The 21261-nt window shown below is 67.3% G+C and carries 23 protein-coding genes and 1 pseudogene; 8 read left to right on the top strand and 16 right to left on the bottom strand.

Going from position 1 to position 21261, the window contains the following annotated elements; translation table 11 throughout:
* Positions 1-114: 114 nt before the first annotated feature.
* Together V2L32_RS05645 and V2L32_RS05640 are read left to right on the top strand one after the other, a co-directional pair.
* Positions 115-903, top strand: coding sequence for a PHP domain-containing protein (locus V2L32_RS05645; RefSeq protein ID WP_331235499.1), 789 nt, complete (start codon positions 115-117; stop codon positions 901-903).
* A 25-nt stretch (positions 904-928) separates the two neighbouring features.
* A complete protein-coding gene (locus V2L32_RS05640) occupies positions 929-1087 on the top strand; it encodes a DUF6757 family protein (RefSeq protein ID WP_331235498.1) in 159 nt (52 codons plus the stop codon).
* Here V2L32_RS05640 and V2L32_RS05635 read toward each other — a convergent pair.
* On the bottom strand, positions 1084-1407 hold the full coding sequence (locus V2L32_RS05635; RefSeq protein WP_331235497.1) for a 4Fe-4S dicluster domain-containing protein: 324 nt from the start codon (positions 1405-1407) through the stop codon (positions 1084-1086). The two genes, V2L32_RS05640 and V2L32_RS05635, sit on opposite strands and share 4 nt — an antisense overlap.
* A gap of 293 nt (positions 1408-1700) precedes the next feature.
* On the opposite strand from V2L32_RS05635, the gene V2L32_RS05630 reads away from it, so the two are divergent.
* On the top strand, positions 1701-2504 hold the full coding sequence (locus tag V2L32_RS05630; protein WP_331235496.1) for an aldo/keto reductase: 804 nt from the start codon (positions 1701-1703) through the stop codon (positions 2502-2504).
* Positions 2501-2866, top strand: coding sequence for a DCC1-like thiol-disulfide oxidoreductase family protein (locus V2L32_RS05625; protein ID WP_331235495.1), 366 nt, complete (start codon positions 2501-2503; stop codon positions 2864-2866). Before V2L32_RS05630 ends, V2L32_RS05625 begins: the two co-directional genes overlap by 4 nt.
* 6 nt (positions 2867-2872) lie before the next feature.
* Here V2L32_RS05625 and V2L32_RS05620 read toward each other — a convergent pair whose 3' ends face one another.
* Positions 2873-4036, bottom strand: a complete 1164-nt coding sequence (locus tag V2L32_RS05620; RefSeq protein WP_331234380.1) for an acyl-CoA dehydrogenase family protein — start codon at positions 4034-4036, stop codon at positions 2873-2875.
* 227 nt (positions 4037-4263) lie between these two features.
* Here V2L32_RS05620 and V2L32_RS05615 point away from each other — a divergent pair, with 227 nt between their 5' ends.
* On the top strand, positions 4264-4461 hold the full coding sequence (locus V2L32_RS05615) for a ribbon-helix-helix domain-containing protein (protein WP_331235494.1): 198 nt from the start codon (positions 4264-4266) through the stop codon (positions 4459-4461).
* 79 nt (positions 4462-4540) lie between these two features.
* A complete protein-coding gene (locus V2L32_RS05610) occupies positions 4541-5890 on the top strand; it encodes a sulfatase (protein ID WP_331235493.1) in 1350 nt (449 codons plus the stop codon).
* A 30-nt stretch (positions 5891-5920) separates the two neighbouring features.
* Here V2L32_RS05610 and V2L32_RS05605 read toward each other — a convergent pair.
* The 10 genes and pseudogenes from V2L32_RS05605 to V2L32_RS05560 form a co-directional block, all read right to left on the bottom strand.
* Positions 5921-6055: pseudogene (locus V2L32_RS05605) on the bottom strand (DUF6498-containing protein); the annotation flags it as partial.
* An 88-nt stretch (positions 6056-6143) separates the two neighbouring features.
* Entirely contained in the window at positions 6144-6644 is a 501-nt protein-coding gene (locus V2L32_RS05600; RefSeq protein WP_331235492.1) for a dihydrofolate reductase, read from the bottom strand.
* Between the two features lie 51 nt (positions 6645-6695).
* Positions 6696-7724 (bottom strand): lysylphosphatidylglycerol synthase transmembrane domain-containing protein, encoded by a 1029-nt coding sequence (locus V2L32_RS05595; protein WP_331235491.1) that lies wholly within the window; start codon positions 7722-7724, stop codon positions 6696-6698.
* 115 nt (positions 7725-7839) lie between these two features.
* Positions 7840-10176, bottom strand: coding sequence for a glycoside hydrolase family 31 protein (locus V2L32_RS05590; protein ID WP_331235490.1), 2337 nt, complete (start codon positions 10174-10176; stop codon positions 7840-7842).
* Between the two features lie 114 nt (positions 10177-10290).
* The gene (locus tag V2L32_RS05585) at positions 10291-11631 is read right to left on the bottom strand and encodes a sulfatase (protein WP_331235489.1); all 1341 of its coding nucleotides are present in this window, start codon (positions 11629-11631) and stop codon (positions 10291-10293) included.
* Between the two features lie 267 nt (positions 11632-11898).
* A complete protein-coding gene (locus tag V2L32_RS05580) occupies positions 11899-12336 on the bottom strand; it encodes a RidA family protein (RefSeq protein WP_331235488.1) in 438 nt (145 codons plus the stop codon).
* 231 nt (positions 12337-12567) lie between these two features.
* On the bottom strand, positions 12568-13635 hold the full coding sequence (gfo6, locus tag V2L32_RS05575) for a D-xylose 1-dehydrogenase Gfo6 (protein WP_331235487.1): 1068 nt from the start codon (positions 13633-13635) through the stop codon (positions 12568-12570).
* Positions 13636-13803: 168 nt separating this feature from the next.
* Positions 13804-14280, bottom strand: a complete 477-nt coding sequence (locus V2L32_RS05570; protein WP_331235486.1) for a halocyanin domain-containing protein — start codon at positions 14278-14280, stop codon at positions 13804-13806.
* 130 nt (positions 14281-14410) lie between these two features.
* Positions 14411-14797: a hypothetical protein gene (locus tag V2L32_RS05565; protein ID WP_331235485.1), complete on the bottom strand. Its 387-nt coding sequence runs from the start codon at positions 14795-14797 to the stop codon at positions 14411-14413.
* A gap of 94 nt (positions 14798-14891) precedes the next feature.
* Positions 14892-15545, bottom strand: a complete 654-nt coding sequence (locus tag V2L32_RS05560; protein ID WP_331235484.1) for a helix-turn-helix domain-containing protein — start codon at positions 15543-15545, stop codon at positions 14892-14894.
* 127 nt (positions 15546-15672) lie between these two features.
* Between V2L32_RS05560 and V2L32_RS05555 the strand changes: the two genes are divergently transcribed.
* Together V2L32_RS05555 and V2L32_RS05550 are read left to right on the top strand one after the other, a co-directional pair.
* Complete coding sequence (locus V2L32_RS05555; protein ID WP_331235483.1) at positions 15673-15846, top strand: hypothetical protein; 174 nt, start codon at positions 15673-15675, stop codon at positions 15844-15846.
* A 258-nt stretch (positions 15847-16104) separates the two neighbouring features.
* Positions 16105-17514, top strand: coding sequence for an FAD-binding oxidoreductase (locus V2L32_RS05550; RefSeq protein ID WP_331235482.1), 1410 nt, complete (start codon positions 16105-16107; stop codon positions 17512-17514).
* A gap of 56 nt (positions 17515-17570) precedes the next feature.
* Here the strand turns inward: V2L32_RS05550 and V2L32_RS05545 are convergent, their stop codons facing one another.
* The 4 genes from V2L32_RS05545 to V2L32_RS05530 form a co-directional block, all read right to left on the bottom strand.
* Complete coding sequence (locus tag V2L32_RS05545) at positions 17571-18446, bottom strand: FRG domain-containing protein (RefSeq protein WP_331235481.1); 876 nt, start codon at positions 18444-18446, stop codon at positions 17571-17573.
* Positions 18447-18602: 156 nt separating this feature from the next.
* Entirely contained in the window at positions 18603-19358 is a 756-nt protein-coding gene (locus V2L32_RS05540) for a hypothetical protein (protein ID WP_331235480.1), read from the bottom strand.
* A 296-nt stretch (positions 19359-19654) separates the two neighbouring features.
* Positions 19655-20359, bottom strand: a complete 705-nt coding sequence (locus V2L32_RS05535) for a type 1 glutamine amidotransferase (protein WP_331235479.1) — start codon at positions 20357-20359, stop codon at positions 19655-19657.
* Positions 20360-20417: 58 nt separating this feature from the next.
* Complete coding sequence (locus V2L32_RS05530) at positions 20418-21200, bottom strand: alpha/beta fold hydrolase (RefSeq protein WP_331235478.1); 783 nt, start codon at positions 21198-21200, stop codon at positions 20418-20420.
* Between the last annotated feature and the right edge of the window lie 61 nt (positions 21201-21261).

Raw genomic sequence — 21261 nt, 5'->3', positions numbered from 1 at the left:
AGGTTTATAACGATTTTCCATGTATGTCACCCCCCTCGATCTAGGAATATAATGGTCATTACTGCACATCCTATACGGGTGATCGTTTATCGGGAGGCCGACCCTCCCGTCGGTATGATCGTCGCCGACTGCCACGTCCACACGACCGCCTCGGACGGCTCGCTCACGGTCGATCGGATCCCCGGGGCCGCCCGCGAGGCGGGGCTCTCCGCGGTGTGCGTGACGGACCACGACCGACCGCACCCCGACCTCGACTCCCCCGTAACCGAATGCGACGGTGTGTCGGTGATCCACGGGATCGAGTTGCGGGTCGAGACGAAAGAGGAGCCGGTCGACCTCCTGGGTTACGGCCTCCGCCGCACCGACGGACTCACCGCCGAAGTCGAGCGAATACAGGAGAACCGGATCGAGCGCGGCCGGGCGATCGTCGAGCGGGTCGAGCGCCACCTGGAGATCGACCTCGACCTCGATCCGGAGGAGGGGTTCGGGCGACCGCACGTCGCGCGAGCGATCGACAGACACCCCGACACCGATCTGAGTTACGGCGAAGCGTTCGAACGGCTGATCGGAAACGACGGTCCCTGCTACGTCGCCCGCGAGATCCCGGCGTTCGAGCACGGCGTCTCGGTCCTCCGGGGGGCCTGCGCGCTCGTCGGCCTCGCTCACCCCCTCCGGTACGCGGAGCCCGAGCGGGCGCTCGCTCGCTGTTCGGACCTCGACTGCGTCGAACGATACTACCCCTACGAGTACGCGGTCGATCCCGACCCCGTCGATCGGGTGATCCGGGAGTTCGACCTGCTCGCCACCGGTGGAAGCGACGCCCACGACGACCGGCTCGGGGTGGCCGGACTTGACGGGGAGACGTATCGTCGCGTCCGGAGGCGTCTACAAGCGGTGAGTTGAACCCTCTCGAACTCGTAGCGAGCGTATGCGATGTCACTACTGCGACGGGGACGCGGACGTCGTCACCGAGTCCGGCGGGATCCGCGTCGGGCTCTGTGACGAACACTTCCGCGAGCGGATCGACGAGCTCGCGGACGAGGAGTTCGCGGAGCTGAAAGAGCGTCTGGACGTCGAACGCGACTAGGCCGTCCGGCCTGCGTCGACGTCGATCGCGTCCACCGGACAGACGTCGACACAGAGCATACAGTCGATACACTGGGCCTCGTTCGCCGGGTCGGCTTTGATCTCGCTCTCGGGGTGGTCCGGGCTGTCGACCCACTCGAAGACGTCGACCGGACAGTCCTCCAGACACGCGCCGTCGGCCAGGCAGATGTCGAAGTCGACGGCGACGTGCGTGCCGTGGATACCGAGGGTTTCGGGCTCCTCGACCGGGCCCCAGACGTTGTGTCCGTTGTGCGTGTCGACGACCTCTCGGTTCTCGTGGAACTGCGGATCGATCGGCATAGGTGTGCGAAAGCGGGTGGCGAACTTAAATCTGCGTGCTAGGGTGACACGCCAGGCGGTTCTCTCGGTCATCTACTCGTGGAGGGATCTATCGATCCGGCGAGAGGTGCACCCGGCGCACCGGTCGAGAGCACGCATCGGAACGTCAGACGACCCTCTCGTACACGACGGCCCGGATCCATGGCACCGGGTGGTCGTCGGGTTCCGCGGTCGGTACCTGCTCGTTCTCTGCCGATGCGCGAGCGTGTCGTCGAACCGTCGGCTTCTTTCCCCCCGCACCCGTTCGTCACGGTATGACGCTCGATCTCCCGCCGATCGGCCTCGGAACCTCCGGGAACACGGATCCCGAACAGTGCGCCGAGAGCGTGGCGAACGCCCTCGAGATGGGCTACCGCCACGTCGACACCGCCCAGATGTACGACAACGAACGGGGCGTCGGCGAGGGGATCGCCCGCGCGGGGGTTCCCAGAGAGGAGATCACGCTTGCGACGAAGGTTCACCAGAAGAACCTCGCGTACGACGACGCGATCCACACCGCCCACGAGAGCCTCGATCGGCTCGGCGTCGAGTCGGTCGACCTGCTCTACGTCCACTGGCCGACCCGGGCGTACGACCCCGAGGAGAGCCTCGCCGCGTTCGACGAACTCCACGAGTCAGGAGTCACCGACCACGTCGCGGTGAGTAACTTCACGCCCGACCTGCTCGACGAGGCACGGGAGCTCCTCGACGCCCCGGTCGTCGCGAACCAGGTCGAACTCCACCCGCTGTTACCCCAAGAAGAGCTGCGGGAGTACGCGGTCGCCCACGACCTCACGCTGGTCGCCTACTGCCCGGTAATGCGCGGCGAGGTCGAAGAGGTCCCCGAACTCGTCGAGATCGCGGAGGCCCACGACGCGACGCCCGCGCAGGTGAGCCTCGCGTGGATAGCGGGTCTCGAAAACGTGGTCGCGATTCCGAAGGCGACGGGGGAGGCGCATCTAGAGGAGAACCTCGCGGCGACCGATCTCGACCTCACGGACGAGGAGCGGGCGAGGATCGACGCGACCGGGGAGGAGAGGCGGCTGATCGACCCCGAGGAGGCGGCCTGGAACCGATGAACGAGGTCCACACGCCCAGACTCGTCTACGACGACGACTGTGGCTTCTGTACCTGGTGTGTCGAACAGTTCGCCGCCAGAGGAGAGTTCGAGCTCGTCGGCTACTCCCAGCTCTCGCCGGACCAGCTCGCGCGACTCCCCGAGGAGTACGAGGAGTGTATGCACCTCCTGACCGACGACGCGGTCTACTCCTGCGGTGCGGCACTGGAGGAGGTGCTCTCGCGAACGGATCGACCGACCAGAACGGTCGCGGCGCTACTCGCGACGCTTCCCGGTTCGGAGAACCTCTGGGAGACCGGCTACCGGTTCGGCGCGGACCGGCGCGACGTGTTCGGGAAGGTCCTCTCGCGCTGCACGCGCTGACCGACTCTAGTCGAAGGCCTGGATGCCGGTGAGGTCGGCGCCGAGGATCAGCGTGTGGATGTCGTGGGTCCCCTCGTACGTGTAGACGGTTTCGAGGTTCGCCATGTGCCGCATCGGCGAGTAATCGAGCGTGATCCCGTTGCCCCCGAGCATCTCCCTCGCGACCCGGGACTGATCGCGGGCCATCCGGACGTTGTTTCGTTTCGCCATCGCGACGTGCTGTGGACGCAGCTCGCCGCGCTCTTTCAGCTCCGCCAGCCGGTAGGCCAACAATTGCGCGGTCGTGATCTGTGTGGCCATCTCCGCGAGTTTGCGCTGTTGGAGCTGGAACTGCGCGATCGGCCCGCCGAACTGCTCGCGATCGAGCGCGTACTCCCTCGCGACCTCGAAACAGTCCCGGGCCGCACCCACCGCCCCCCAGGCGATGCCGTAACGCGCCTGCGTCAGACACGACAGCGGCCCCTTCATGCCCTCTACACCTGGAAGGACGTTCTCCTCGGGGATTCGGACGTTCGAGAGGCCGATCTCGCCCGTGATCGACGCGCGAAGCGAGAGCTTCTCGTCGATCTTGTTCGTGCTCACGCCCTCCCTATCGGTCTCGACGAGGAACCCCCTCACTGGCGAGTTTTCACTCGACGAGTCCCGGGCCCAGACGACGGCGACGTCGGCGATCGGCGAGTTGGTGATCCAGGTCTTCGAGCCCGAGAGGACGTACTCGTCGCCGTCTCGCTCGGCTCTGGTCTCCATGCTGGACGGATCGGAGCCGTGTTCGGGCTCGGTGAGCCCGAAACAGCCGACCGCCTCGCCTTCGCCGAGTTTCGGGAGCCACTCGTCCTTTTGCTCCTCAGAACCGAAGGCGTGGATCGGGTACATGACGAGCGCGCCCTGGACGCTCGCCATCGACCGGAGCCCGGAATCACACGCCTCGAGCTCCTGCATCAGCAGTCCGTACGCCGTTTCGGAGAGCCCGGGCAGGCCGTAACCCTCCAGATTGGGCGCGTAGAAGCCGAGGTCGCCCATCTCGGGGATCAGGTCGGTGGGAAACGTGCCTGCCTCGTAGTGGGTGGCGATCTCCGGGCGGACGCGCTCTGTGACGAACTCGCGGGCGGTGTCCCGGACCATCCGTTCCTCGGAGTCCAACCCCGCCTCCAACCCCACGTAATCGAGCATGACCGTACGGAAGGGACGCTCTGTAAAAAGGGTCGCCATCGGACAGGTGAAATATAACTTTTCTTATATACACAAAACACATATATCACCGTCGCCTCGCGACCGACGAGTCCCCGTGAGCGAGAACCCTGCCGAAAAGCGCCCCTGCCCGCGATGTAGCGAGCTCATCGCGAAGACGCAGTGGCCCCAGCATCTGAAGAACTGCACCATCCGATGGGAGGGCGAGCGTGGGATACAGTAATCCCCACTCGCTGAACGACGGCGGCGACGCCCAGCGGATCACGCTCCGCGTCTCCGATTCCCTCTTCGCCGAGATCGATTCGCTCGTCGAGGACGGCCCGTACGTGAGCCGGAGCGAGGCGATCCGCGACGCCGTCCGTCATCTCATCGAAGAGGAAGCGCCCCAGGAGTTCGGTCCGGCCTGATCGACGCCCGGACGTGGACCGACGGACCGTGAGCCACTGGCATCGGCGGTCACTTACCCCCCGCCCCCTACCGCCACGTATGGACCGGCCGAACGTCCTGCTGGTCGTACTCGACTCCGTCCGCGCGGCGAACACCTCCCTCTCCGGCCACCGTCATCGGACGACGCCCGCTCTCGACCGCTTCGCCGAGCGCGCGACCGTCTACCGACAGGCCCGCGCTCCCGGCGTCTGGAGCCTCCCGTCGCACGTGAGTCTCTTCACCGGACTGGACGTACCGGAACACGGCGTGACGATCGACCGCCGGATCGAACCGGGCCACACCGTCTTCGAGAGGCTGGAGGGGAGGGGCTACGCGACCGGCGTGTTCAGTTCGAACGTCTACATCACGGCCCACCCGGTCGGTATCGGTGACCGCTTCGGGACGGTCGTCGGGGTCCCGGAGTCGGTGCCGGAAGGGTTCGAGGTGAGCGGCGAGTTCGAGATGGCCCATCCCACCGGCTTCTGGTACGCCGAGCGGTTCCTGGAGTGGGTCGACGAGCGCGAGAACGGGAAGCCGTGGGCTGCCTGCGTGAACGTCATGGACGCCCACCGGCCGTACCTCCCCGAACCCGGGTACGACCGCTGGGGCGAGGAGGACGCGAGGGAAGTACAGCGAGAGCTCGGTCGCGGCGAGTTCGTCTGGAAGTTCTACGGCGAGCGCTATCCGTACTGGTATCTCGCCGCGCTGGAGGGGCTCTACGACGGGGCGGTCCGACAGGCCGACGCCGTCCTCCACCGCCTGCTCAGGGGTTTGGAGGAACGTGACGGGTTCGACGACACCCTCGTGGTGGTCTGTTCGGACCACGGCGACGGCCTCGGGGAGCTCTCGGCGGTCCCGAGCGAACCGCGCTGTATCGCGCACACGCTCGGGACGAACGAGGCGCTCACGCACGTCCCCCTGGTCGTGAAGGCACCGGCCCAGACGGAGGGTCGTGAGGTAGACGAACTCGCCTCACTCACCCGATTTCCGGCGGCCGTCGAGGCGTTCACCGATCCGGATTCGGGAGGTGCCGACACGGACGATAGCGTCTTCGCCGCACCGGACGGGCGGTGTCTCACCTATCGGGACGAGATCGACGGGCCGAAACTCGACGCGGCCCGGCGATACTGCGGCGATCGGTACGGGGAGTTCGTCTCGGAGTCGGTCGCGGTCTACGGGGACCTGCCGGGACGGGCGGTCGGGAAACGCGCGATGTGGGACGGGGAGGCAGTCAGGTCGACCGTCTACGGCGCTCGTGCGGAGGTGATCGAGGGACCGGTCGAGCCCGACGAGGTATCGGCGGCCCTCTCGGGGTACCCCCTTCGCGACATCGGTACCGATCGTGACGAGTGCGAGGAGGAACTCGGTCCGGCAGTACGGGCGCACCTCGCCGACATCGGCTACCTCTGAGAGAGGGCGTCGTCCGGCCGCGCCGATCACGCCGCTCTCGATCCAGTAGACGACGAGCAGCGTGTGCACGCCCCAGCCGAACGCGACCACGCCGACCAGCGGGAGGAGGTTCGCGAGGGTCAAACCCAGGGTGGTCGTTCGGTGCTCGATCGGGATCGGGCGCACGCGAACGCGTTCGTATCCCGGATGATGAACCCGTCGGCTCGCGTAGACGAGTGCGTACCCCCTCACCGTCGGATCCAGAGCGACCGGCTCACTCCCCGCGAAGCGTTTCGACGCCGGCCGGTGACCGGTTCTCGAGGACCTCGATCTCGAACCCGTCGAAGTGGATCGTCTCCCTGACGGCCCACGACTCGCCGAGGTCGGGGAAGAAACTGTCGCCCTCGACTGTCTCGGGGATGCGACTGATCCGCGCACCGGTCGCGACCGGCTCGTAGAGGTCGTAGACGGCGCCGCCACCGATGACGTAGACGACGTCGTCGCGTTCGGCGGCGAGGTCGATCGCCTCGGCCGGATCGGTGACGTAGCTCACCTCCTCGCGGTCGTCGGATCGCGACCCGTCGCTCGTGAGCACGAGGGTGAACGAGCCCTCGATCGGCTTCATCCGGTCGAACGTCCGCCGGCCGACGATCACCGGGTAGCCGCTCACCGCGGCCTTGTACTGGTCGACGTCCTCCGGATAGCTCCAGGGCACGCCGCCCTCGCTCCCGACGACGCCGTTCTCCGAGACGGCCGCGACGAGTACGATCTCCATGTGCGGCTGTACGAGGAGGTGAGGATAAGTCGCGTCCTTTTCGCTCGCACCTCACTCCGCTTCCGGTGGCGTCGGGTCCTTCAGCGTGAGCGCCACGGAGGTCGCCCCGCCGACGAGGATCGTGAACCAGTAGGTCGCGAATCGGTAGAGGATGGCGATCGCGGTGGCGGTCGCGAACCCGATCGGCGCGACGAGTACGAGCACGCTCGCGAGCGCGATCTCGACGCCGCCGACGCCGCCGGGTGTCGGTACCAGAAATCCGAGTTTACTGAGCGCGACGCCCAAGATCGCGAGGCCGAAGGGGAGCGGCGAGCCGACGGCGTGTGCGGTCGCGTAGAGCGCGCCCGCGAGACCGAGCCAGGCGACGTGAGCGGAGAGGACGGCGACGGCCCCGGACCGTCGGTTCCGCGAGACGAGTTCGAGCGTCTCCGAGAAGCCCTCGAAGCGCCGTTCGAGGTTCTCCCGTCGGAGCTGCCGTGCTACCCGGGGCGAGACTCCGGAGACCGCCCCCCGCAGGCTGGCGACCGCCCCGATCGCTCCCGATCTGATCCCGTCCCGGCGGTGCCACACGACCACGAGCACCAGACCGACGACCGCGAGCGCGACCCCGGCCGGGCGAAGGTAGGCGTCGAGGGCGACGGGTGACGAGCCGGTGTGCAGCAGGTAGCCCACCCCGACCGCTCCGAGCGTGTAGTAGGGGAGATAGTTGAGGAAGTCCGCGCTCACCACCGCGGCGAGACCCTCCTCGTACTCCGAGTCGTAGTAGCGGCTCACGACCGCCGCGACGCCTACCCCGGAGGTCACCTGGCCGTAGGGGAGGACGTACTTCCCGAAGGTGCCGGCGAGGAAGACGCTCACGACGAGCCAGTACGGTCGGGGCCTGTCGACGATTGCGAGCACGCGGTGCCAGACGTACGCGCGACAGAGCAGACAGCCCACCGTGGCGACGAACGCGAGGGCGTAGATCCGGAGCGAGGCGTGACGGATCGCCCCGAGCACCTCCTCCCAGCCGACGACGAGGACGAACAGTCCGAGGACCAGCAGGGCGAGGCCGAGCGCGAGGAGTGCCCGACGCTTCATCCGGCAGCCTCGTCGGATTCGACGGTCGAGTCGACGCTCATGGACGTCGAATCGGTCCCGACGATCATCAGTGTGTAGCCGGCTCCCGTGTCCCGACCGCTCCCGATCACGACCGCTATCCCCGTCCGAGGGAGATCGAGAGGTCGCCCGTCGCCGAGTCGAACTCGACCGCGTCCCTCTCGACCTGATGACCGCCGTACGTGATCGTGTTCGGCACCCCTTCGAGGCCGAGAACGAGCGCCTCGAACGACCGTCCGTCGTTCCCACACCCGAACGCGAGGGTCTCGCGGTCCTCACTCAGGTCGACCCGGATGGGGAGATAGCGCTCTTCCCCCCAGTCGTACACCTCGGTCTCGGTCTCCATCCCACCGCCCTCCGGGAGGTAGACACGGAGGACTACCGGGTCCGCGAGTTCGGAGCCGACCCGGTCACCCGGTTCGCCGGTCGGGATCGCGGCGCCGGCTCTCACGAACAGCGGGATCTCGGAGAGCGCGGGCGAGAGGTCGAGCGTTTTCACCCCCCGATACCGGGAGCCGTCGAAGTAGCCGATCCACTCGCCGGGTGGCAGCGTGAGGCGGACCCGGTCGTCGGACGAGAGGACGGGTGCGATCAGGAGGTCCGGGCCGATCATGTGCTGGGTCGCGAGCCCGGAGACCGCCGGTTCGTCGGGGAACTCGATCGCCATCGCACGCGTGAGCGGGACGCCCGTCTTCGTCGACCGCTCGGCGTGCGTGAGGAGGTAGGGGAGCAGTCGGTACCGGAGTCGTGCGTACCGGGTGACGATCTCCTCGACCTCGGCGCCGAAGGCCCACGGCTCGCGCGGGGTCTTCCCGTGGAACCGGGGGTGGCTGAGCGCGAGCAGCCCCCACTGCGCCCACCGGACGTAGAGTTCGGGCGAGGGGTCGGGTTTGTAGCCGCCGATGTCACAGCTCCAGAACTGGAAGCCCGAGAGCGTGAGCGAGAGCCCGGCGCGCACGCTCGCGGCGAACCCGTCGAACGTCGACCAGGAGTCCCCACCCCAGTGGACGGGGTAGCGCTGACAGCCAGCCCAGCCCGAGCGCGAGAAGAGCACCGGGGGCTTCTCCGTACCCGAGAACGCCCCCGCGACCGCACGCTGGTAGGCGAGTGGATACGCGTTGTGACGGCTCGTACCCGGTCTACCCCCGGCCATCGCGTCGTCGGGCAGGTACTCCCCGAAGTCGGTCTTGAAGACGTCGACGCCCGTCTCGATCAGTTCGCGGTGCCGGTCGGCCCACCACGCCGCTGCCTCCGGGTTCTCGAAGTCGACGATCCCGGCCCGGGTCGCCGGGTGGCTCGGTCGACGGAGCACGTACGGCCGGCCGCTCCCGTCCCGGACCAGGTAGCCCCCCTCGCGTGCCTCGGCGAACCGGTCGCTCTCGACCGGCAGGTACGGATACTCCCAGAGCGAGACCCTGAACCCCAGCTCGTGGAGGTCGGCACAGAGCGCCTCCGGGTCGGGAAACGCCCCGCGATCCCACTCCATGTCGAGGTTCTCGACGCCCGCCCACGCGGGATCGAGGTGGAGCACGTCACACGGGAAGCCGCGCTCTCGCGCTTCCCTCGCCACCTCGCGGACCTCCTCGGCGGTCTCGTAGGTGTTGCGCGAGAGCCAGGTCCCGAACGTCCAGGGGGGGAGGCTCGGCGCGCGACCGGTGAGGTCGGTGTAGCCCGTCAGCACCTCCTTCGGCGTGCCCGCGAAGACGGTCACCGAGAGCGGGGACGCGGAGACGGCGAGTTCGAGCGCCGAGGGCGAGGTCGCACCCACGTCGAACGTCACGTCCGAGGCGGTGTCGACGAAGAGGCCGTACCCCCGGTCGGAGAGGTAGAACGGGACCGGGCAGTACGTGTCCGCAGAGACCACCCCGTTCGGCTGGGTGACTCGCGTCTCGATCCGCTGGCCCCGCTTCTCGAACGCGCCGAACCCCTCGCCGAGGCCGAAGATCCGCTCGTCGGGCGAGAGCCGAAGTGAGAGGTGCGTTTCGCTCACTCCAAACGGCCAGTTGTCGACGACCTCCTCGGTGAACCCGAACGGGCGGACGAGCGGCCGGCCCTTCGTGTCCCGGTAGCCCGGCTGCGTCTCGACGAGTGTCCGGTCGTCCTCGCGGACCTCGATCCCGAACGGATCGAACGAGATGCGAACCGAGAGAGCGTCCGTCGAGAGGTCGAGAGAGCTCTCTCCCTCCGTAACCGAGAGGTCGACCGGTTCGGAGAAGGCTCGATAGTCGATGGCGAGCGGGGAGTCGACCTCGCCCGCCTCGGGGTGCGGGTCGAGCGTGAGACGGAGGGCGTCCGGTCGGAGCGCCTCGACGGTGAGAGGAACCGAGGTGTAGAACTCCGGACCGGAGCCGAGCGCCTCCACCTCGCAGTCGAGTCGGAGGCGGGAGCCGTCGACGGCGTGGCTCTCGACGCGCGAGAGTGCCTGCGGTGGCATACGAGGGACAGGATCGGAGGGGGTTTATACTGACTGCTGTGAGTCGTTCGAGAGTATCACGTACCCGTGGGATCGAGAACCTTCACACGGTTACAGCGGACAGTGTAGTTCCGCCTACCGGTAGCCGAGCGCCTCCAGGCGGTCCTCGAGTTCGTCCGCGAACTCGTTGTCGTAGCCCTCCGCGAACTCCGTGTACTCCTCTAGCGGGCTCGCGAGGTCGACCCGCTCGCTACCCTCGAACGCGCTCAGGACCCGCTGGGCCGGGATCTCCCCGCGGTCGACTCGCTCGTTCCGACCGCGAATGAGCGTCTCGTACGCCTCCTCGCCCCAGGCGGCGCGTTTCAGCACGCTGTCCCCCGGAACCTCCTCGTAGACGATTCGGGCGTGTTTCGAGAACGGCTCGGCGTCGCCGCAGATCCGCTCGGCTTCGCGGGCCATCGCCGGTCCGATCGGGGGCTGGGAGGCGAACGCCCGGTCGACGGCGAACGTCGGCCCGTCGACTCGTCGCTCGTCGAGCGCGAGCGAGCGCACCGCCTCGGGGAAGCGGGTGAGCGTCGCGAGGTGATCGACGCGCTGTCCCTCGTCCTGCCCGGGCGCCTTCACCACCAACGGAACGTGGTAGAGGTCGTCGTGCGTTCCGATCCGGTGGCTCACGGCGGGCGGCTCCGAGTCGAGCACCGTCTCCGAGCCGAACGACTCGCCGTGATCCGAACAGACGACGACGAGCGTTCCCTCTAACTCGCCCCGGTCTTCGAGGGCGGTCACGACCCGTTCGGTGATCGCGTCGGCCTGCCGGATCGCTCCGTCGTAGATGGCTTCGAGAAGGTTCGCGAACCCGAGCGAGACGTTCCCCGAGAGGAACTCCCAGTGCCACTTGAACCCCATCGTCTCCTGGAGCGCTCTGACCCGCTCGTCGCTCCAGCGGTCGTACTCCTCCAGTGGTTCGTACGGCCGATGGGTGTCCATCAGGTTGAGACACGCCGCCCACGGCCCCTCGCGCTCGCCGGTCCACTCGAGTAGCTCCTCGACGTACCAGAAGCCGTTCGGCCAGTCGCCGAGGTCGCCGTTCGTCGCGAACTCGGGAGGAAAGGAGTCGGGCGTCCCGCGTGCGTACTCGAAGACGGTCTCCAGTCCGCTCTCGTGCTCGGTGAGAAACGGGTTGTCCGAGAAGAGCCCCGTCTCGTAGCCCTTCCCAGCCAGTTCCTCGAAGACCGTGTGTCCGGGGTCGAGCCGGTCGCCGAGGTCGAAGCCGTGTTCGTGAGCGTCGTAGCCCGAGAAGAGGCTCACGTGGCTCGGCAACGTCCAGTTGCTCGGGCTGCGCGCCTGCGTGTAGACGGTCGCCCGGTCGGCGAAGGAGTCGAGAAACGGGGTCGTCTCGCGGCGATACCCGAGCAGGGAGGTGTTGCGCGCCCGGAGGCTGTCGGCGACGATGAGGAGGACGTTCGCGTTCGCCATTCACCCCCGTTTGGGGGGAACGGCGTTTATACTGATCACCCCCGATCCGGGGGCAGGAAGGGATCGTCCGTCTCGGGGCGAGGGCCGATCACCCGGTCTCGGGTTCGGTCCGGCCCCACGGCTCGTACGGACGGTTGGGTACTGTCGGCTGAAACGACGTGGAGAATCTCCTCACCTCGCGGCGGCGAGAACCCGTGACGAATTCAGCAGACAGTTCGATCTCTTTCCGGTGATCGCCGACCCATACTGACGATCACCGGGAAGAGACTACGACCGCCCTCTTCGATCCACCTGCCTCGGTTCCCACCCCTCGTCCGGGACGATCGCATCGGCGTCGATCTCGATGAGGAAGTCATCACTCACGAGGGCGCTCGTCTCCACGAGCGTACTGGCCGGATACTGGGATTCGAAGAACTCCTGTCTCACCTCGTGGATCGTCTCCAGATTCTCGTCATCGAGCAAGGGCTCGGAGACGTAGAGACGGACCCGGACGACGTCCTCGAACGAACCATCGAACGTCTTCACGATCGATTCGATCCCTTCGAGACACCCACGCGTCTGTGCTTCCACGGTCTCCCCGTGAGCGACGATACCGCTGATGTACACCCGCGTGTGAGAGTCCATCTCCACTGCGACCGCATCGGAGAAAGCGACGTCGTGATCGACCTCGTCACCGAACTCCGAACTGATCAGCGATTTTTCCATACGGGTACACGTGACGCCACTACGCATAATACTACCACATCCGAACGCCGACACCGGAGAGGAGGGTTCGTAAGGACGGTCGTAGTCTCTTCTCGGCGGTCGACGGGGAGGGTGTCTATCACCGAGGATCAGATACAACGATCCCTATCGAGCGTCGGTCAGGGCGTTTCGAGGAGGAGCGGGTAGAGTCGTGTGGGCCGGACCGGCGGCCGGTTTCGAGGCGTCGATCCGCTAGAGGTCCACCCGACGCCCGCTCGCCGCGGCCTCGTAGACCGCCTCGACGACCTCCACGTCCCGCAGTCCGTGCTCGCCGTCGGGTCCGACCGGCTCGCCTGCGAGCACCCGATCGGCGAAGTAGGCGACCTCCTCGCGCATCTGATCCACGGGTTCGTACTCGACGCTCACCTCGTGCTCGCCCCGAGAGACGGTCAGCCGCCCGCGATCCTCGCTGAAGAAGGCCGGCGAGAGTTCGATCGTCCCTTCCGTGCCGATCACGCGAAAGCTCCCCGAGAGCGCCGCGTTCTGCGAGACGCTACAGAGCGCCGTGATACCGTCGGGGAAGGTGAGGAGGAAGCTCGACCGTTCGTCGGGCACCTCGGAGAACGCCTCGTGGCCGCTCCAGTCGTGCGCACTCACGGCCACCGGATCGGCGTCGAGGACGAACCGCGCGGTGTTGGTCGGGTAGACGCCGAGGTCGGTCACGGACGCGCCGGGGCCCGCGAGGTCGGGGTCGAGGCGCCAGCCACCCCCGTCGAAGAACTCGAGCGCCGGCTGGGACATGTGGCCGTAGAGGTGGACCGGGTCGCCGATCGCACCCTCCCGGACGAGCTCTCGAACCCGCCGGACCACGGGGTCGGTCTGGAGGCGGTAGGCGACCATCAGTGTCACGTCGGCGTCATCACAGGCCGCGACCATCTTCTCGGCGCGTTCGATCGAGGCCTCCATCGGTTTCTCGCAGAGGACGTCCTTCCCGTATCTCGCACCAGCCTCGACGGAGGGAAGGTGCAGCGCGTTCGGCGTGCAGACGTAGACGGCGTCGTAGGCCTCGCGCGCCTCGCCGGCCTCGAACGCGTCGTAGTCGAGAGCGTGGCTGACGCTCTCGTGGTCTTCGATCGCGTCCTCGCGTTTCTCGGCCGACCCGCTCACCGCGACGGTCGGGGTGCAGTTCTCCGCCGCGTCGAGCGCCGGAAACGCGTACTCCCGCGTCCACCAGCCGAGGCCCACGACCGCGAACCGGAGCGTCCCTCTCCCGTGGGACTCCCAGGCGCGGTGGGTGATCGTCGTCGGATCGTCGAGCATGCCGAGAGCAGGGTGCGAGGCGAGTAATAGGCCCGGTTTGCGTCGACAGACAGCTCACGGTCGGCTCCGGTTCCTGACAGTCGGCTCGGGTCGTGCGGGTAAGACCGATACGTTCCGAGGGCCACAATCGCGGATAGACCGACGTGGTACGAGGTGTATCGCCTCGCTCTATTCGAGGGCGACGAACACCGCACCCTTCATCCCCATCGCCTGGTGGGGCGTGCAGACGTACCTGTAGACGCCGGGTTCGTCGAACGTGAACTCGAACGTCTCGCCCTTCTCGTCGTGGGGTTTCCCGCTACTGAACGTTCCGCCGTCGGAGACGACGTCGTGGACGCCGCCCATCCCGGTCCACTCCCAGACGACGGTCGTCCCGGGGGTGACCGCGACGGCGGCGGGCAGGAACTCCCAGTAGGCCTCCGTCCCTTTCGCCCCGACGAGCACGCGGACCTCGTCTTCCCCGCGGAAGTCACACGTCCCGTCGTACGTCTCGACGCCGTCGAACCAGCCCTTGTAGTTCGGTTCGGCTCCGAGTTTCACGCAGTTCGTCGCGGGCGCCGCCCGCGAGGTACAGCCGGCGAGGCCGGCCGCTCCGATCGCGGTCGTCGCGGCCAGCGCCTTCAACACTTCTCTTCTCGTTGTCATCGTATACCAGCTCCGTCCGTACGGAACGCGGAAAAGACCGAAACCGAGAGCCGATCGGGCGTCTTTCGGACCCGTCGGTGAGAGTCGGAGATGGAGAGCCTAGACCGCAGAAAGAGCGAGGGAGATCGGGTCAGCGTCGCATCTCGGTCCTGAACAGACCGATCAGGACGAGGATCAACGCGACCTGCACCACCTTGTCGGCGACGCCCAGCGCGAAGTCGGGCATGCCGGCGAGATACCAGGCGGCGATCTGGCCCGCCGTGAACGGGACGCCGAGCGCGTAGATCGCGCGTCTGGCGACGTGTCCGTACGGGAACAGGAGCATGCCGACGATCGCGGCGAGGAACACCACGCCCGCGAACAGGAACGGCAGGAACGCCTGGGTCGCGTAGAGGTACAGGTGGACGACGCCGGTGGCCGCGGCCAGGCCGGCGGCCGCCCAGTGCATCCCGGTCATGGAGTCGAGATCGAAGTCGAGGCCGAACCGTACGGGGGTCTGGCGTCGTTCGGTGGTCATCTTGGTTGCCAATCTAGTTCACCGTGTAGAGAGACGCGGAGCGGGGGCAAAGTGATGGGACTTGATAGGTAAAGGAGACGAGATGACAACACCCCTACGGTTCGTGTTCGGGAGAGAGCAGCGTCGTCGAGACGAGGTTGACGATCCCTCGACGCAGCCGTTCGATCACCGCCTGTTCGCTGATGCCGAAGCGCTTCGAGAGGTGATCGGTCGCACACCGGCGCGGGACCGCGTAGTAGCCCTCTCTGACCGCGAACTCCAGCACCTCGCGCTGGCGGTCGGTCACGCCGAACGATCGGTCGGTCGTCGGATGTGTCGCGGAGTAGACCCGCTCGACGGTGAACTCGATCTCGTGGTCCTCGCAGTGGTGTCTGAACCGAGAGAGCGCGGCGTGTTCCGGAAAGCGGACCTCGAAGGTCCAGCTCTCTGCGTCCCCGCTCGCGGTGAGGACCCGCCCGTCACAGCGGGCGACACCGGAGAACAGGGTGCCGTGTTCGACGTCCCAGTCGAGTGCGAGCAACGCCCGATCCTCGAGCAGTTCGACGACCGCGACCTCCTCGCCCGCCCGTGCCGTGACGACCGGGAGACGGGTCGCTATCCCCGGCGCGATCACCCAGAGGTAGGGCTGTGAACGCTCCCCGCGCGAGACGAGCGTCTCGAGTTCGGCCGTCGTTCCCTCGGGCAACGGGAACAGGGTTCCGAGGGAGAACGCGTGTGCCGGCACGCGCATCCTGAGTATCACCACCATACGTTCGGATACACGGTTTCCGCAATAAACGATCCGTCTGCGAGAGGGGGAGACCGGTACGACGGCGTCGAGGCGCCTTTATTCATCAGGTCTCGAAGCTATCACGCCCGGACGCGTTTCACCACCCATGGAAACCACGCAGCTCCACACCGAACCGACGACTGCCATCCACCACCGCCGTCCCCGGGTATTGGTGGGCGCGACCCCCCGGTCGCCGTACGCCACCTGGAAGGACCACCGACTCGCGATGCGACGGGCCGCCGAGGGGGCGAGAGCGGCGCGAGCGGTGCGCCGGGCGTAGTGAGCGATCGACCACATACCCAAATCGACCACCCCTTCGTCACGAACGCCGCTTCGCCACGAGCCGACGGCCGGACGCAGACCGACTCGTCCGACTCTTCGTCGTCCGTTCCGTTTCGACTCATCACCCCGGCACCGTTCCACCCGCTCGATGAGATAGGCGTCTACGCCGGATCAGTGCGATCACGTATCAGTCCCTATTTATTATGTCATACGGCGTAGGAGGAGCGATCTCCTTAGAGACGGGGACACCAGTACAATGAGCAGCGCCACAGTCACTTCGAACGAATCCATCGTCACCGAACTCCGATCAGCGATCGACGGCGAGGTCATCACGGCCGCCGACCCGGGCTACGAGGAGGCCTGTCGCCTCTGGAACGGCGCGATCGACCGCCGGCCCACTCTCGTCGTCCGTGCGGCGTCGACCGACGACGTCGTAACGGCCGTCTCGACGGCCCGGGAGCACGGCCTCCCGCTGTCGGTCCGGGGTGGCGGCCACGGCGTCACCGGCACCGCGCTCGTCGACGCCGGCCTCGTCGTCGATCTCACCGGGATGGACGCGGTGACGATCGATCCGGAGGCCCGCATCGCTCGCGTCGGCCCGGGGGCCCGTGTCTCGGACGTCCTCAATCCCGCACAGGAACACGGCCTCTCGCCGATCGTCGGATCGGCGGCCCAGAACGGTATCGCCGGCTCGACGCTCGCGGGCGGCATCGGCTGGCTCCGCCGGAGGTTCGGCCTCGGGATCGACGCCCTCCGTTCGGTCGAGATCGTGACCGTCGACGGCGACGTACTGACGGCCAGCGAGTCCGAGAACCCGGAGCTGTTCTGGGCGATCCGAGGCGGTGGCGCGAACTTCGGCGTCGTCACGAGCTTCGAGATGGAACTCGTCGAGGTCGGTCCGGAGGTGTCGATCGCTCAGACGATCTATTCCGTTGAGGACGCGGGCGACGTGCTCTCGGCCTACCGCAAGTACGCCGCCGATGCCCCCGACGAGGTGACGACGATCGTCGCCCTGATGCGGATCCCGCCGCTCCCGACGGTACCCCAAGAGGCCGTCGGCGCACCCGTGGTCATGGTCTACGGCGTCTACGCCGGGCCCGTCGAGGAGGGCGAACTCGCCATGGCGCCCCTCCGGGAACTCGGCGAGTCGGTGATGGATATGAGCGGACCTCAGCCACTGGCCAGCGTCCACGAGGTGGCCCGACTGCTGTTTCCCGACGCTCGCCGCTACTCGTGGCACTCGCTGTACGCCTCCGGGCTGAGCGACGAGACGATCGGGACCATGGTCGACGCGCTGCTGGAGGCGCCCGCGAACGAGTGTGAGTTCGCGATCTACCAGTTGGGCGGTGCGGTCGCCGACGTCGCGTCCGACGCCACCGCCTTCGGCTACCGCGAGGCCGAGTACATGATCGGCGTCGCCGCCGGCTGGGACGACCCCACACTGGACGAGGAGAGCGTCGCCTGGGCCCGTGCGGCCTGGGAGACGATCCGCGAGCAGGACGCCACGATCGACGGGGTCTACCCCGCGTTCCCCGGGTTCGTCACGGGCGAGGCCGGTGCCCGGATAGCCTACGGTGACAACGTCGACCGACTTGCGGAGCTCAAAGCCGAGTACGACCCCGAGAACGTCTTCCGCTCCAACCTCAACGTCGAACCCGCGCGCTGACCTCCTCGAACGGACCGATGCGCGTACCACACGGGCAAGGGCAGGTCACTCCCCTCTCACGACGGCGGCCGGTAGTACTCCTTCAGCCACTCGGCGATCCCGTCGAAGCCGGGAAACAGCGTCTTCTGGGTGATGTTCCCCTGGGCGAGGCGGTCGCGGAACTCGGCTTTCCGCTCGGCCGGGACCACGATACGATAGGCGAGGTCGGGACGCTCCTCGAGCCAGGACCCCATCGAGGTCCGGGGATCGGTCGACGCACAGAACAGCGCCGACTGGTTGACGATCCGTTCGTCGATCGACGGCGGTTCAAAAAAGAGGAAGTAGTCGTCCGGGAACTGGCTCCCGAACGTCTCGATCGCCTCCTTGTACCGGGCGATGTAGAGCGTGCTCCCCCGCCGGTGCCGTCGCGGGTCGTACCCGGCCGCCCTCATGAGGTCGTGGGCGATCTCCTCGATCATGTCCGCCTCGAAGACGCGGCCGCCCACCTCGTCGAGAAACGGGTCGAAGAGCTCCGGCGCGTGGTCGTGGACGCGTGTGAAGTCGCCGCCGCAGATCACGCCGTCGACGTCGGGTCTGCCTCTCGAAGCGAAGTACGCGGCGACCAGCGGCGAGTACGTCCAGTCGAGCAGCCGCGTGGGCAGGCCGTGGTGCTGTGCGAGCGAGAGCAGTTGCATCAGTGAGTCCGGCGAGTCTCGCTCCGGCCGTGCGTACCGGTTGAACGCGAGCAGCAGTCGCGTCTCCAGTTCCCAGCTCCCCGACTCGCCGACGAACCGCTGGATCGACGTCTCGAGCCCGTAGGCCCGGTTCGACTGTCCCCGAAAGACGTACGGTGAGCGCCAGCGCCCGATCCCCTCGTCCCACGAGTCACGGAAGAGCAGCCGCTGTAGCGTCTCCCAGTCCTCCGCCCGGTGGTCGTCGATACCAGCAGGCATGGGGTACCCTGAAAGCCCCGTGAGATAAGCCTACCGCGAGAGGCGATCGAGTGAGGGTCGTATCGATCGGAGATCGCCTGCAGTGTGGTTTCGAAGAAGGCGTACGATCCGGTACGTGAGACGGTCGAAATCGAGCCGGGCCCACGCGCCGTGCGCTCAGCAGCGGGATCCGTCGAACGGCCTGAAACACTCGAGCGAAACCGTGTACGCGTCGAGATCGGGGTGGTACTCGATAGCGTACCGCGTCGGGTACCCGTCGGCCTGCGCGAACGCCTCGGGCATCTCGATGTCCGTGCGCGTCTCCTCGCGCAGCGCCTCGAGGTAGTCGATCGTGACCATGGGCTCGTAGAACGTGAGATCGCCGCCGTAGGCGCCCCAGATGAAGGTGTGCGTGAACGGCTCGCCCTGGAACTCGGGTGCGGTCGGGTCGACGAGGTGTTCGCCCATCATCGGGACGACCTCGTGCGTGCGGATGTAGTCCGGCGGGTGCTGGTCGGCGGCCAGCGGCACCCGATAGTCGTCGTCCGGCGGGATCTCGTGGACGGCATCCCGTTCCATCATGTAGAAGTGGATGTCGAGGTGGGGGTCGCCGTAGATCTCCATCGGGGGGTGGCCCTCGGCAGCCCAGTCGATACCGACCCAGGCGAACGGCGTCTCCTCGCCGCCGTCCGGGAGGTCGAGCGCGAAGTGTGCGTGCGGCTCCTCCTCCGGCGACGGTAACCCCTCCCACGCACCGGCGGTGAAGTAGAGCCCGACGAGGTTCACGTCTCCCGCGGGGCTGTGTCTCAGGTAAGTAGAGACGGTTCCCTCGCCCATCGGAACGGGCTCGCCCCACGTCACGCGCGGCCACTCGGGGAACTGTTCGTGCTCGCTCGCGGTGACCCCCTGCACGCCGACGGTGGCTCCGACCATCGTGGTCGCGATGACTCTCAACGCGGTTCGTCTGGACGTCGGATACGACTGGTTCATATCTCCGGTGCTGTACTACCACTCGAAAGGAGATAAAGCAGAACTGACTATTTCGCGGACCGTGGCGAGCTGACCGTAATCGGAGAAGCGGTCGGGAGGAGGGAAGGATCCGGATCGATTCGAACGGCTCGGCTTTTCTGCGAACGGTCGCCTCGGAGAGGGTTCCCGAGAGGTGCGATCACCGACGACGGAACGTCTCCGGATGAGGGGGTACCGAGGGACACCGCTCGGTGGGCGACTCAATCGGCGGCCGTGGGCCGGAGCCGCTGGTCCCTGACGTACTGTGTGAAGTTCTCGAAGACGCCCTTCGCCTCGCAGGCGGCCGCGTAGTTCTCCTCGGTGATGCCGGCGAGGACGGCCTCTAACTGGTCGTCGGGCACCGCACCGCGCTTTCCCTCGGCGATGGCGCGGGCGGTCTCGGTGTCGTACTCCGGGTGGAACTGGACGCCGAAGACGTTGCCCTTCCGGAAGCCGTGGTTCGAGACGTCGTTCTCGGCGGTCGGTTCCGCACCCGGCGGGAGGCTCGTCACCTCGTCGGAGTGGCTCGTGAAGACGGTGAAGCGCTCGTCGATGCCCGAGAAGAGCGGCGAGTCCCCGACGTGGGTCACCTCCCGGTAGCCGAGTTCGTACTCGCCCATGTCCCGCACCTCGCCGCCGAGGACGTCGGCGAGGAGCTGGTGGCCGTAACAGACGCCGAGACAGGGGATCTCTCTACCGATCGCCTCGCCGACCCACTCCTTCAGCGGCGGGATCCACGGGTCGTCCCAGTAGACGGAGGCGCGCGATCCGGTGACGACGACCGCGTCGTACTCGAAGCTCTCGGGCAGCTCCCCGCTCGCGGCGTCGAACTCGACGAGGTCGGCGTCGAGTTCGCGACGGAAGTTCTGCCGGGTGGAGGTTCCGTCGTACGCGGCGTTCAGGAGAGCGATACGGGGACGGTCCATACCGTGTCCGTGCTACTGCACGGGTATGTGTTTTTCCCTATCGGCTCGCCGTTCCCGATCAATCCGATGATGATTCGTTCAAGAAGTTAACGAGTTCGTCGTTCACCGCCCGCGAGCGTTCGATTCCCACGAGGTGTGGCCCGCCGTCGATCCCGACGAACTCCCCCCGGGGGAGGGTCTCCGCGAGCAGTCGGCCGTTCTCGACCGGAACGACCCGGTCCTCTGTTCCGTGGATCACGAGCGCCGGGACCGTCATCTCGTGGAGGCGATCGCTCGCGTCGAACTCCAGGAGCGCAGCCTCCTGTGCCTCCCAGCCCTCCCGGTCGGCGTCCTCCCCCGCGCGCCACTCGACGACGTCGAGCACCTCGGCTCGAAACCGCTCGCTCAGGACGGGCGAGAGCGACTCGCGGAGCGCCTCGGGGTCGTCACGCGGAGCGTACATCGCCGCCCGCGGCTCGTCCGGGAGGCGTGCGAGCGGCCCGCCAGGGCTCGCCCCAATCAGCGCGAGCGATCGTGCCCGGGAGTAGGTGAGCGCGTGCGAGAGGGCGACCGTCCCCCCCAGTCCCGTGCCGACCAGGTGCGCACGGGGAGCACCGAGGTCGGCGAGGACTGCCTCCACGTCCGCCGCGAGGTCCGGTACGGAGTACGGCCCTGGTGGGGCGTCGGAGTGGGCGGTGCCTCTGGGCGCGAGGACGACCGACTCGAACGGTCCGGCGAACGCGGCGTGCTGCCAGGCGCAGGCCCACGGGCCGTAGCCGAGGTCCGGTATCGAGACGACCGTCTCCCCCTCGCCATCGACCGCGTACTCGATCTCGACTCCGTCGTTCGTCGCCCGTCGCATGGAGGGGTCTTCTCCCCGACCGGACTTCACTCCGACCCATCTCGGACCGACCGGGCCACCC

Origin of the sequence: Halalkalicoccus sp. CGA53 (genome assembly GCF_036429475.1) — an archaeon.
GTDB lineage: Archaea > Halobacteriota > Halobacteria > Halobacteriales > Halalkalicoccaceae > Natronorarus > Natronorarus salvus.
Note: the sequence above shows the minus strand (reverse complement) of the source record. Positions and strands in the feature narration are given on the sequence as shown.

What these genes read in the sequence shown, in the direction of transcription:
- V2L32_RS05580 (WP_331235488.1), bottom strand. Translation starts at nt 12,336, where the DNA reads ATGGAAAAATCGCTGATCAGTTCGGAGTTCGGTGACGAGGTCGATCAC.
- V2L32_RS05565 (WP_331235485.1), bottom strand. Translation starts at nt 14,797, where the DNA reads ATGACCACCGAACGACGCCAGACCCCCGTACGGTTCGGCCTCGACTTC.
- V2L32_RS05645 (WP_331235499.1), top strand. Translation starts at nt 115, where the DNA reads ATGATCGTCGCCGACTGCCACGTCCACACGACCGCCTCGGACGGCTCG.
- V2L32_RS05590 (WP_331235490.1), bottom strand. Translation starts at nt 10,176, where the DNA reads ATGCCACCGCAGGCACTCTCGCGCGTCGAGAGCCACGCCGTCGACGGC.
- V2L32_RS05585 (WP_331235489.1), bottom strand. Translation starts at nt 11,631, where the DNA reads ATGGCGAACGCGAACGTCCTCCTCATCGTCGCCGACAGCCTCCGGGCG.
- V2L32_RS05540 (WP_331235480.1), bottom strand. Translation starts at nt 19,358, where the DNA reads ATGGTCGGAGCCACCGTCGGCGTGCAGGGGGTCACCGCGAGCGAGCAC.
- V2L32_RS05595 (WP_331235491.1), bottom strand. Translation starts at nt 7,724, where the DNA reads ATGAAGCGTCGGGCACTCCTCGCGCTCGGCCTCGCCCTGCTGGTCCTC.
- V2L32_RS05640 (WP_331235498.1), top strand. Translation starts at nt 929, where the DNA reads ATGCGATGTCACTACTGCGACGGGGACGCGGACGTCGTCACCGAGTCC.
- V2L32_RS05635 (WP_331235497.1), bottom strand. Translation starts at nt 1,407, where the DNA reads ATGCCGATCGATCCGCAGTTCCACGAGAACCGAGAGGTCGTCGACACG.
- V2L32_RS05555 (WP_331235483.1), top strand. Translation starts at nt 15,673, where the DNA reads ATGGAAACCACGCAGCTCCACACCGAACCGACGACTGCCATCCACCAC.
- V2L32_RS05625 (WP_331235495.1), top strand. Translation starts at nt 2,501, where the DNA reads ATGAACGAGGTCCACACGCCCAGACTCGTCTACGACGACGACTGTGGC.
- V2L32_RS05610 (WP_331235493.1), top strand. Translation starts at nt 4,541, where the DNA reads ATGGACCGGCCGAACGTCCTGCTGGTCGTACTCGACTCCGTCCGCGCG.
- V2L32_RS05545 (WP_331235481.1), bottom strand. Translation starts at nt 18,446, where the DNA reads ATGCCTGCTGGTATCGACGACCACCGGGCGGAGGACTGGGAGACGCTA.
- V2L32_RS05530 (WP_331235478.1), bottom strand. Translation starts at nt 21,200, where the DNA reads ATGCGACGGGCGACGAACGACGGAGTCGAGATCGAGTACGCGGTCGAT.
- V2L32_RS05600 (WP_331235492.1), bottom strand. Translation starts at nt 6,644, where the DNA reads ATGGAGATCGTACTCGTCGCGGCCGTCTCGGAGAACGGCGTCGTCGGG.
- gfo6 (WP_331235487.1), bottom strand. Translation starts at nt 13,635, where the DNA reads ATGCTCGACGATCCGACGACGATCACCCACCGCGCCTGGGAGTCCCAC.
- V2L32_RS05550 (WP_331235482.1), top strand. Translation starts at nt 16,105, where the DNA reads ATGAGCAGCGCCACAGTCACTTCGAACGAATCCATCGTCACCGAACTC.
- V2L32_RS05620 (WP_331234380.1), bottom strand. Translation starts at nt 4,036, where the DNA reads ATGCTCGATTACGTGGGGTTGGAGGCGGGGTTGGACTCCGAGGAACGG.
- V2L32_RS05630 (WP_331235496.1), top strand. Translation starts at nt 1,701, where the DNA reads ATGACGCTCGATCTCCCGCCGATCGGCCTCGGAACCTCCGGGAACACG.
- V2L32_RS05570 (WP_331235486.1), bottom strand. Translation starts at nt 14,280, where the DNA reads ATGACAACGAGAAGAGAAGTGTTGAAGGCGCTGGCCGCGACGACCGCG.
- V2L32_RS05560 (WP_331235484.1), bottom strand. Translation starts at nt 15,545, where the DNA reads ATGGTGGTGATACTCAGGATGCGCGTGCCGGCACACGCGTTCTCCCTC.
- V2L32_RS05535 (WP_331235479.1), bottom strand. Translation starts at nt 20,359, where the DNA reads ATGGACCGTCCCCGTATCGCTCTCCTGAACGCCGCGTACGACGGAACC.